Source organism: Virgibacillus sp. W0430 (assembly GCF_051846935.1).
GTDB lineage: Bacteria > Bacillota > Bacilli > Bacillales > Amphibacillaceae > JBPYCR01.
Genome location: NZ_JBPYCS010000010.1, coordinates 83311 through 91657, shown reverse-complemented (window position 1 = coordinate 91657; position 8347 = coordinate 83311). Strand labels below are relative to the sequence as shown.

General features: G+C 38.7%; 9 protein-coding genes. 1 reads left to right on the top strand and 8 read right to left on the bottom strand.

From position 1 onward, the window contains the following. Positions 1 to 66: 66 nt before the first annotated feature. Both ACLIBH_RS07605 and ACLIBH_RS07600 read right to left on the bottom strand, forming a co-directional pair. A complete protein-coding gene (locus ACLIBH_RS07605; protein WP_439316101.1) occupies positions 67 to 363 on the bottom strand; it encodes a hypothetical protein in 297 nt (98 codons plus the stop codon). Beyond that, complete coding sequence (locus ACLIBH_RS07600; RefSeq protein ID WP_439316100.1) at positions 360 to 3008, bottom strand: phage tail spike protein; 2649 nt, start codon at positions 3006 to 3008, stop codon at positions 360 to 362. Before ACLIBH_RS07600 ends, ACLIBH_RS07605 begins: the two co-directional genes overlap by 4 nt. A gap of 67 nt (positions 3009 to 3075) precedes the next feature. Between ACLIBH_RS07600 and ACLIBH_RS07595 the strand changes: the two genes are divergently transcribed. Beyond that, complete coding sequence (locus tag ACLIBH_RS07595) at positions 3076 to 3270, top strand: hypothetical protein (protein ID WP_439316099.1); 195 nt, start codon at positions 3076 to 3078, stop codon at positions 3268 to 3270. On the opposite strand, the gene ACLIBH_RS07590 is transcribed toward ACLIBH_RS07595, so the two are convergent. The 6 genes from ACLIBH_RS07590 to ACLIBH_RS07565 form a co-directional block, all read right to left on the bottom strand. After that, on the bottom strand, positions 3263 to 3481 hold the full coding sequence (locus ACLIBH_RS07590) for a hypothetical protein (protein ID WP_439316098.1): 219 nt from the start codon (positions 3479 to 3481) through the stop codon (positions 3263 to 3265). The genes ACLIBH_RS07595 and ACLIBH_RS07590 overlap by 8 nt on opposite strands. Positions 3482 to 3486: 5 nt before the next feature. Next, the gene (locus tag ACLIBH_RS07585) at positions 3487 to 4926 is read right to left on the bottom strand and encodes a distal tail protein Dit (protein ID WP_439316097.1); all 1440 of its coding nucleotides are present in this window, start codon (positions 4924 to 4926) and stop codon (positions 3487 to 3489) included. After that, on the bottom strand, positions 4919 to 7105 hold the full coding sequence (locus tag ACLIBH_RS07580; protein ID WP_439316096.1) for a phage tail protein: 2187 nt from the start codon (positions 7103 to 7105) through the stop codon (positions 4919 to 4921). The genes ACLIBH_RS07585 and ACLIBH_RS07580 overlap by 8 nt, the downstream gene beginning before the upstream one ends. A 4-nt stretch (positions 7106 to 7109) precedes the next feature. After that, the gene (locus ACLIBH_RS07575; RefSeq protein ID WP_439316095.1) at positions 7110 to 7286 is read right to left on the bottom strand and encodes a hypothetical protein; all 177 of its coding nucleotides are present in this window, start codon (positions 7284 to 7286) and stop codon (positions 7110 to 7112) included. A gap of 116 nt (positions 7287 to 7402) precedes the next feature. After that, on the bottom strand, positions 7403 to 7723 hold the full coding sequence (locus ACLIBH_RS07570) for a hypothetical protein (protein WP_439316094.1): 321 nt from the start codon (positions 7721 to 7723) through the stop codon (positions 7403 to 7405). Positions 7724 to 7762: 39 nt separating this feature from the next. Next, entirely contained in the window at positions 7763 to 8347 is a 585-nt protein-coding gene (locus ACLIBH_RS07565; protein WP_439316093.1) for a hypothetical protein, read from the bottom strand.

Below are 8347 nucleotides of genomic sequence, written 5' to 3'. Positions count from 1 at the left end.
ATCCGGCACATCTGCATAAGCCCATTTTCCTCGAATAATATAAGTTGCAAATAACATAGCCAACATTTACTTGCCTCCATTCAATATTGTTTGTGATAGTTCTAAGACAGCCATAGCAAGCATGTCATTGTCTTGTTTCAATTTCTCCATGTCGCTTAACTTTTGATTTACCGTTTCTTCTTCTCGCTGTTGTAATTCTGATGCAGTTAATCCTTCTATCCATTCACCGTTAGTAAATTTCGGTTTGAATAAACGAGCATCCCATCCTTTTAAAATAAGGTAATCCGGATCTGCATCGAACGGAAAATTAGAATTATATGTGTCAACTACAAACCCATTACTATCAATTAAATAAACAATCATCTGACCACCCCATTAAATAAGATGCCATCGAAACTAACGATAGTATTAGAACCACCGCCGACCATAATGTATCCGTTTGTTGAAATATGCAGATCGTGTCCTTGTGCGGACGGAAAGCGCATATAATATGAAGGTCTGTAACCTACAGGCAGTCTTGCTACTGGCGATCCCGTTCCTACAGTGCCGTCTTTAATAGATCCTTTAATATATATATAGCCTTGTGTGTCTTCGTAAAAAACTAAATTAGGGTATATTCCTCCTGCGTTTACCCAACCGTTTTGTAACGATAAGGCTTGTGCTCCCAATTGCCTTATAAAACGTCCACTATCTAAACGAATATCAGTATTAAAGTGCGCTGGTTGTCCTCTAGTTGAAGTGAACACAAACCCATTCTTACTATTAAATTCAAAATCATTTAAATTACCTACACCATCCGAACCATGGTGAACACCATCACCATTTACAGTTATACGATCAGTAGTACCGTCAAAATAATGATGCGTTTCGAAGTAGCCTTCACCTTCGCCAATACGCGCTATTAATTTTTTAACTGCTGGCATATCCACAATTGTTTCAACAACACCGTAAAATGTACCATTTGCTCCTTCTAAATCACCGGAAAATTTGACATTTCCTTGATCATCAACAATTAGCTTTCCATTAGCAAGGTTCATTGTAACACCTTGTATATGACCCGCAGTAACGTTTCCTAAATTAGCGCTTAAAGCTGATAACTGCTCAACACTTAGCGTTTCTGCGTCCATTTTTGCAGTTTCCCAAGAGCTTCCAGTCCATTTTTTAATTGCTATTACCTTACCGATTGCATCTGTTTCAAACCATGTGCCATTAAGAGCAGGATTACTTGGTGCTAACGGACCCATGTGTGCTATACCATCTTTTCCCGCCGGTCCCTCTGGTCCTTGCTCACCTTTATCTCCCTTTGGACCTTGTGAACCAGTATCTCCCTTATCTCCTTTTAATTTAGTCCACGAATACCGCGATGGATCTGTGCTATCCGATTGTACAAAGTCAGTATACGTACCAATATATAATTTATTTACAGAGTCAGTTGTACTAAATCCACTTGTACCCGTTTCATTATTCGCCCAAGCCGTATGAAAATACGGCGTATGACCATCGTCACCTTTTGGTCCGGGAATACCTTGTGAACCGTCAGCACCTTTAATAAGCGACCAATTATAATCGGAAGGGTCACTACTATCTGTTGGAGAATGATCCGCATACATACCAATGTATTCTTTCCCTGTTGGAGATTGCGAAAACCCATTACCGTTTTCATCATCAGCATAAGCGATGTGCGTATATGCAGTTAAACCATCTGATCCCTTTTCACCTTTAATTCCTTGGTCCCCTTTTGGTCCTATTGGACCTTGTTCTCCGGGATCACCCTTTACAGTTTTCCATTCTATACCGTCAAACAGCTTTAATTTAAAAGGTGACTCGGCCGTATCAACCCATTTGTCACCTACGTCAGGATTAACTGGTTCCGTTGGTTGTTCAGGTATGATTTTTTCCGCATAATTAACGAGTTGTGCTTCACTTATTTTTTTAGCGATCTGCTTTTCCAACAATTTTAAATTTTTCTTAACGTCATCTTCTGTATACTCAATAAACTCGCCTAATGTATATTTTTTCTGTGATTTATTTCTTATTGGACCTTCCCTTGCGATAATTCTGCTATCCAAATAAATCGGTGGATTGTATTCAGTAGCTTTAATCCTAACATCGTCGCCAATCCTTATCTTTTCGTGTTCTCTCCCAAAAACATGCTCGATGTCTACACCTTCAACCTTGTATTGTACTAATGCACTTATGCGTTTATTTAGTTCCATTTCCGTAAGTTGCGTTAGTCGTTCGACAGTCATGTTCAGATCTTCTGTCTGTGGTTCGTAAATACCCCATAAATGTTTTCCTTTTCTACCCCACACTTGCCTAGCTTCTTCATTCTTAACGACAACTATTTCCCGGGTTCCGTCCTCTTTTTCTGGACCAATGCCATATAGAGCGGTTACAACTTGATCGGTCATTTCGGTTCTCTTTGCGCTGATTAAATCCTTTCCGCTAACTACTTCTTTTCCACGCCATTCGCCTTGTTTTTCGATCATATCGACAAATCGCCCTATTACTTTACCGCCTTTTGTTTCTATTCTAAAACGTAAGTCCAGGTCAAAATTATCAACATGTGTGAGTTGTCTAAGCGCATTATAAGGATTTATATATTCGTCGAAAGTAATTGTTCGTATACCTGAATAATCACTAATACCACGTTGCCAATCGGTATTAGACAAAACGTAATCCATTGCAGTATTAACGGTTTGGCTGTTTAATGTAATAGGAGCAATTGGTTCATCCTTTTGTAATTCAATGTATGATGCGATCGTAAATACTTCGATTTCGTTTTCATGTTGTATAGATTCATGTATGATAAACTCACGAAAAAAACCGTCGTCCACAGGAATAATGACGCGATTCTTTTTGTTTAAATATGGAGATATTTTGCTGTTAATCGGTTCTGTAAAATCAAAGGTTTCACCGTCTTTGAGCGACTCAAAATGATTATCGTCTCTATATTTGTTCGAGTCACCTAATAACTTGTCGGTTTGGTGATCTAGTATGTGTATCATATACGCCCTTCTTTCTTGCAGGAAAATCCCCTTATTGTCGAATTATGACATTTAGGGGGTGATAAAATTGAGACAAGCAAATTTCACAGAAATAGTCAAAGAAGCCTTTAATAAACACGGGGTAGACAATCCGCAATTAGAAAATGCTATCTCTGACATACTCAATATTGCACTTGACACAAGGAATTTCTCAAAACAGCTTTACAGAGAGATAACCGAACATCAAGACAGAGACCAAAGAATAAAAGATAAATTTAGGTAAAATACTTATCATGCGAACAGCGAACACAAGTAGTACCTCTTAGTTGCAAGGCTTCTAGAACTTCACTCTTGAAAATGAGGAGTTCCATTTTTGTTTCAAAATCTGCATTGTGGATCTCCTCATTGATCGCTGTGAGCCTAGCTACCATCGTCCATCCGCTTGTCAATTCTTTTAATTTAGCTACAATTTCATTTTCTTTGTTCCTACTCATTTTAATCACCTATACCTTTCTCTAAATTTAATACTCGTATCAAAAGCACCTTCCGGCAAAACTGTTAAACTATTAAATCCTGACTTCAGTTTAAAATAATCAGCGCCGAAATCTTTTCTAATATCGTTTTCTTCACCGAAAATGCTTTCACCATTGATTGTAATGTTATCGTGCATATGATCAAAAATTATTTTATCGCCGACATCTGCAATATATGGAATACCTTCTCTTTGGTTAAGTTTATATATTTTTATGTCGTTTATCTTTTGTTGCGTAGGCGTATATTCTTTCGATGTCGCAATGTGAACTTGTATCTGTGCAATATCAGCAGCGTATAAACCTTCCGTATCTTCGAAAGCCCTTGTCATCGTACTGTGGTGGTTACCGTTATCGTCAATTAAAGCTACATAAGCCTGCCAGCGATTATTAGCACGCTGTAAACGTAAGATTCCGCTAAAGTTCGCCCATGTAGCATACCTGTTACCGTAATCGTTAGCTATTAATAAATGACCATTTTCAAAAGATCCAACACGTGCGTTAGCCTCGTTTAACTGCATGCCTGTGTTCGCATCACGCATCCGAATACTACCAACTACGTTATTATTTACGTCAAGCAAATAAAATTCGACATTCCCAACATCCGCTGCGTAAGTCCCAACTTGTTCGATCAAAAATTCTGCTCTAAAGTTTGTTAATGGCTCAGATAGACTTTTCTTTAACGAAGGACCATGCCAACCAGTACCAGCTCCATAATCAGTAGCTTTAAAAGACGATCCGTCACTTACCATTGTTCCAGCAACAATCCCACCTTCAACTTCTGCTGCAGATGTCCAACCGGTTGTAGTAGAGCAAGTGTCGTGTAAAATTAGTTCCTCTTTATTAAATGCGATGTCATCCGCATCAAGCATTTCACCAATCATCATATATTCTTCCCCGTTACTTACCATGGCAAAAGTGGTTGGCTGTAGTACGTCTAATGTAAAAATCGGATCGGATTCAGCTGTACCAAGATTTTCTATTGTCGCTGTATCGGAAGTAAAATTAACATTTTTTTCTTCTCCGTAACCATACGGGTCAACGCATAAAAATTGGATTGTACCTTGACGTAATTCAGCAAACTTTTCAAAGTCCTCAATGGCGTTTTGCACAACAGCGTAATACGTTCTTCCTTGTTCATCGTCAAATTGCAACGGTACTGGCTTTTCTGTATATAGCCATGATGCGAGTTCGTCTTTTAAATCTAGTGCGTGTGTGTTGTCGTCTACAATAAATCCAATCGGCTGCTGTATGACAAAAGGTTCTACCTTTGTAGATGACAAGTATGCGCCGTCCATGCCGGGTACCGTGATTAACGATCTGTTGATTGTAGCGAAAGGGGATTTTTGCCTTCCTTCCAATAAAAATATCCAATCTTTTTTAATGTGATTAAATGTAAAGTTAAGCAAATTTCCCCCTCACTTTCTTGTTTCTGTTTTGGTTTTCAGTTATATGAGGCTCAATGATTCTTCCAACTTCTCTGTCGTCCATAATTATATTTTTACCTTCTTTTACAGCTGTTATTAATTCTTGTAGCAACTCTTTTATTCCGCTTTCCTCTTTGGGAATTGTGCGTGCTATACTTTGTCCGATTGTGCCTAATACATTTTTGTTCAACGGCAATATAGCTTCCGCACCTGCTTCACCAACACCTTGTAGTCCTGCGTTAGCGGTATTAAAAATAGTCGGTTTTCTAAATACTCCCCCTACCGCATTCCAATTCACCTTCAATTTCGGTACGCTCGGCGGCGCAAGGCTAAACTTACCTTTCAAGCTGAACTTCGGTAATTTAGGCATTCTTATTTTAGGAAACTTCAACTTCAATCCACTGAAGAAACCTTTTATTCTATCAATCGCTGATTTGACTATATCTCGTGCTTTTTCGATCGGTCTTGTAATCGCTGATTTTACGGAATTAAATATGCTTTTCGCTCTACTTCTCAAATTATTAAAATTGCTTACTGCTCGTTCATACATATTTGCTACAAAACTTATTACTCTATCGCGCGCTCGTTGTACTGGATTTATAATTGCGCTCATAATTCTGTTAAAAATAGATGTAGCCTTTGAGCGTAATCGATTAAAACGATCAACTGCATTCGTGTGCAGGTTTTTAAACCATTCTACTACCTTCTTAACCATGTTAAGCACTAATTGGATGGCTTGTTTCCCTAAGTCTTTAAACCAATTAATAATCGCATTGACCATATCAGGTATGATCGAGTTACCAACTAGCGTATTGTATAGCCCTTTAAAGTAATTAATTATCGTTTTAACAAAAGTTGATACATAATTTATGACTGCTTCAAATAGACTCATGAAAAAATCAACGCTTGCTTGTGTTGCTCGTTCCCAATATTCCATTGCGCCCGTAAAATCGCCTTTGAATAGCGCAACAACCGTATTTACTACATTAACGATAAAATCTAACAGATTAATAAACGCGTCAATCAATGGACCGATTGCAGCGATAACACCATTAACAATAGAAATGAAGATCCCGAAAGCTGTAATAAGTACACTTCCGACAAAAACACCGATTATCTCTAAAATTGGTTGTAAACTCTTGAATAATTCTTTCAAACTTTCCCAAATTGGACCAAGACTGCTGACGAGTGTTTGCGCTGACTCTTTGAATAAATCAAATACAGGTGCAAAGTTTTCAAATATACCCTCAATGCCACCGACCGAATCAAGCGCACCATCCTTCATACGCACGAACCAATCTATCGCATCTTTGACATACCCTCGAACTTTCGAAAGGATGTTACCAATTTTGTCGAACGTATTCTGGAAAAAGTTTTGTATTTTTGGCAGGTGTTCAATGACCCAATCCATCATTTTTTGAAAGCTAGGCATCAAGTCAGTTAGCAATTTTTTACCAAATGCACCAGTCATTCGAGTAAGATCATCCCAAGTATCATTAAATTTTTCCGATGCTCGTAATGTATCTTCTTCGATTACGATTCCTAAGTCTTTCGCTTTCTTTTTCGCATCTTCTAGCGATAGTGAGCCGTCTTGTAAAGCAGGTAATAAATCCCTCGCCAGTTTCGTACCAAACATTTCTGTCGCCCAATTGACCTTATCTTGCTCGTTTTCCATTTCGGACAATGTTTTAATGGACTGTGCAAACGCATCCTCTGTCGAGAGTGTACCATCACGCACCGAATCCATATCAACGCCTAGTTGTTGTAACGCTGCAGCGTACTTCTCGTTTCCATTTTGCGCCATTCCCATTCGTTGGTTGAAACGTCCGACAGCCTTCTCCATTTGCGCGTGTGCGATGCCGTTTTGCCCTGCCCAATAGTCAAACTCTTGGTATGCGTCAGTGCTGACTCCTAACCTTGCGGATGCTTTGGCGATCTCGTCAAATCCCTCGGTTACTTTTTTTGTTGCAGCGAATGCAGCAGTACCTAACCCTGCCATTGCACCACCAGCTATTAACCCTGCTTTACCTACTTTTTTAGCAAATCCGCCTAATTTTGACGATGTGGTTTTTCCTTTGTTGTCGAGTTTGTCTAGGTCTTTATTGGCTTTATCTGCGCCTTCCAAATCTATACGACCAGCTATTTTAAAAAGTTCGAGCATATTATCACCTGCCTTTGCCCATGGTCTTTAATATACCTGCTGCATCTTCAAGTATTTGTTCATCCGTTAATTGTGTGTGTGTGTTCTTTTTCGTGTTCATGTCTTTGAATTTTTCAAAGGAAATGAATTTGCTTCCTTCTGTTGTCATGTTTGGAAGTAATGCAATCCACTGTTCCCACAATGATTTTTCCTGTGTTTTTTCCAGTGCCTTATTAATCAAGTCGATAAATACGTTCGATTCTAAACTAAATAAAAAGCCCACATCAGCATAACGATTTAAAAGGATGTCATAAACTTCTAACTCGTCACCGACTTGAAGGCTTGTGATAAAAAATCAATTAACTTCTTTTGCCCTTGCAAGTGTTCGATAATTCTCGGCAGTAGTTCAAACTCGTCATTTTCTAATTCTTCGACTTTTACACCACCAACGTCCGCTAAAAACTCAAATATTTCCTTTTCAGCTTGCGGCGCGCTTTCGATAATATGGAAAACAATCATTGTTCCGTACTCTTCGTCCGTCACACCGTCAAAACGCATATTGACTAATTCTTCTTTTATATTTGCTTTGCGTACAATCCGCATTACTTTGAATAAGTCCTTATTATTAAGATTTCGCATGATTACCTCCTAAATAAAAAGAGCCGCATTAAGCGACTCTTATACTGCTGCCTTTGGCCAATAAATTTTATATGGCGTAACGCCCGCTTGTGCGTCTTCAAAACTCGCATAAGCATTAAATGTGATCGGAATAGTTGCCTCATTGTTATCCTCGCTTGATAGTGTAAAACCTTCTGCACTTAGCGCATTATCAAGCATGATTACAACAGGTTTATTACTTCCTGTTAATCGACCTACATATGCGATGTTTTGCAAATAATCGGCATCTTTTATAGTTGTTCGTCCAGTTACAATATCAAAATTTGTGTCAGTTTCATCCACGTCAGCAGGCCCGATAGCTGTTTTGATATTCTGTGCTGTCAATTCCTTTAAGTTCACCGTCAATTGCGCTTCATGTGAGTTAACAAAACTCATGCCCTTGATGCGACTCTTTACTCCGTCAATCTCAGGCTGTCTTTGTTCAATTTCAACGACAAATTCATTACCGCCACTTGTAGCACCTAATGCTTCGCCTGTAAATTCGCCGGACATGTCGTCAAAAGTTAAGTTTTTGTAAATAGCCCCTGCATCAAGCAGAAGTCTTTCTGCAGTATCTTTCGTTACTCCTACCTTACTAACAGTCAT

Bases quoted from the DNA above. Each gene is read 5' to 3' on its own strand.
- ACLIBH_RS07600 (WP_439316100.1), bottom strand. From the start codon at position 3,008: ATGATACACATACTAGATCACCAAACCGACAAGTTATTAGGTGACTCG.
- ACLIBH_RS07605 (WP_439316101.1), bottom strand. From the start codon at position 363: ATGATTGTTTATTTAATTGATAGTAATGGGTTTGTAGTTGACACATAT.
- ACLIBH_RS07580 (WP_439316096.1), bottom strand. From the start codon at position 7,105: ATGCTCGAACTTTTTAAAATAGCTGGTCGTATAGATTTGGAAGGCGCA.
- ACLIBH_RS07590 (WP_439316098.1), bottom strand. From the start codon at position 3,481: ATGAGTAGGAACAAAGAAAATGAAATTGTAGCTAAATTAAAAGAATTG.
- ACLIBH_RS07565 (WP_439316093.1), bottom strand. From the start codon at position 8,347: ATGACTGTTAGTAAGGTAGGAGTAACGAAAGATACTGCAGAAAGACTT.
- ACLIBH_RS07570 (WP_439316094.1), bottom strand. From the start codon at position 7,723: ATGCGAAATCTTAATAATAAGGACTTATTCAAAGTAATGCGGATTGTA.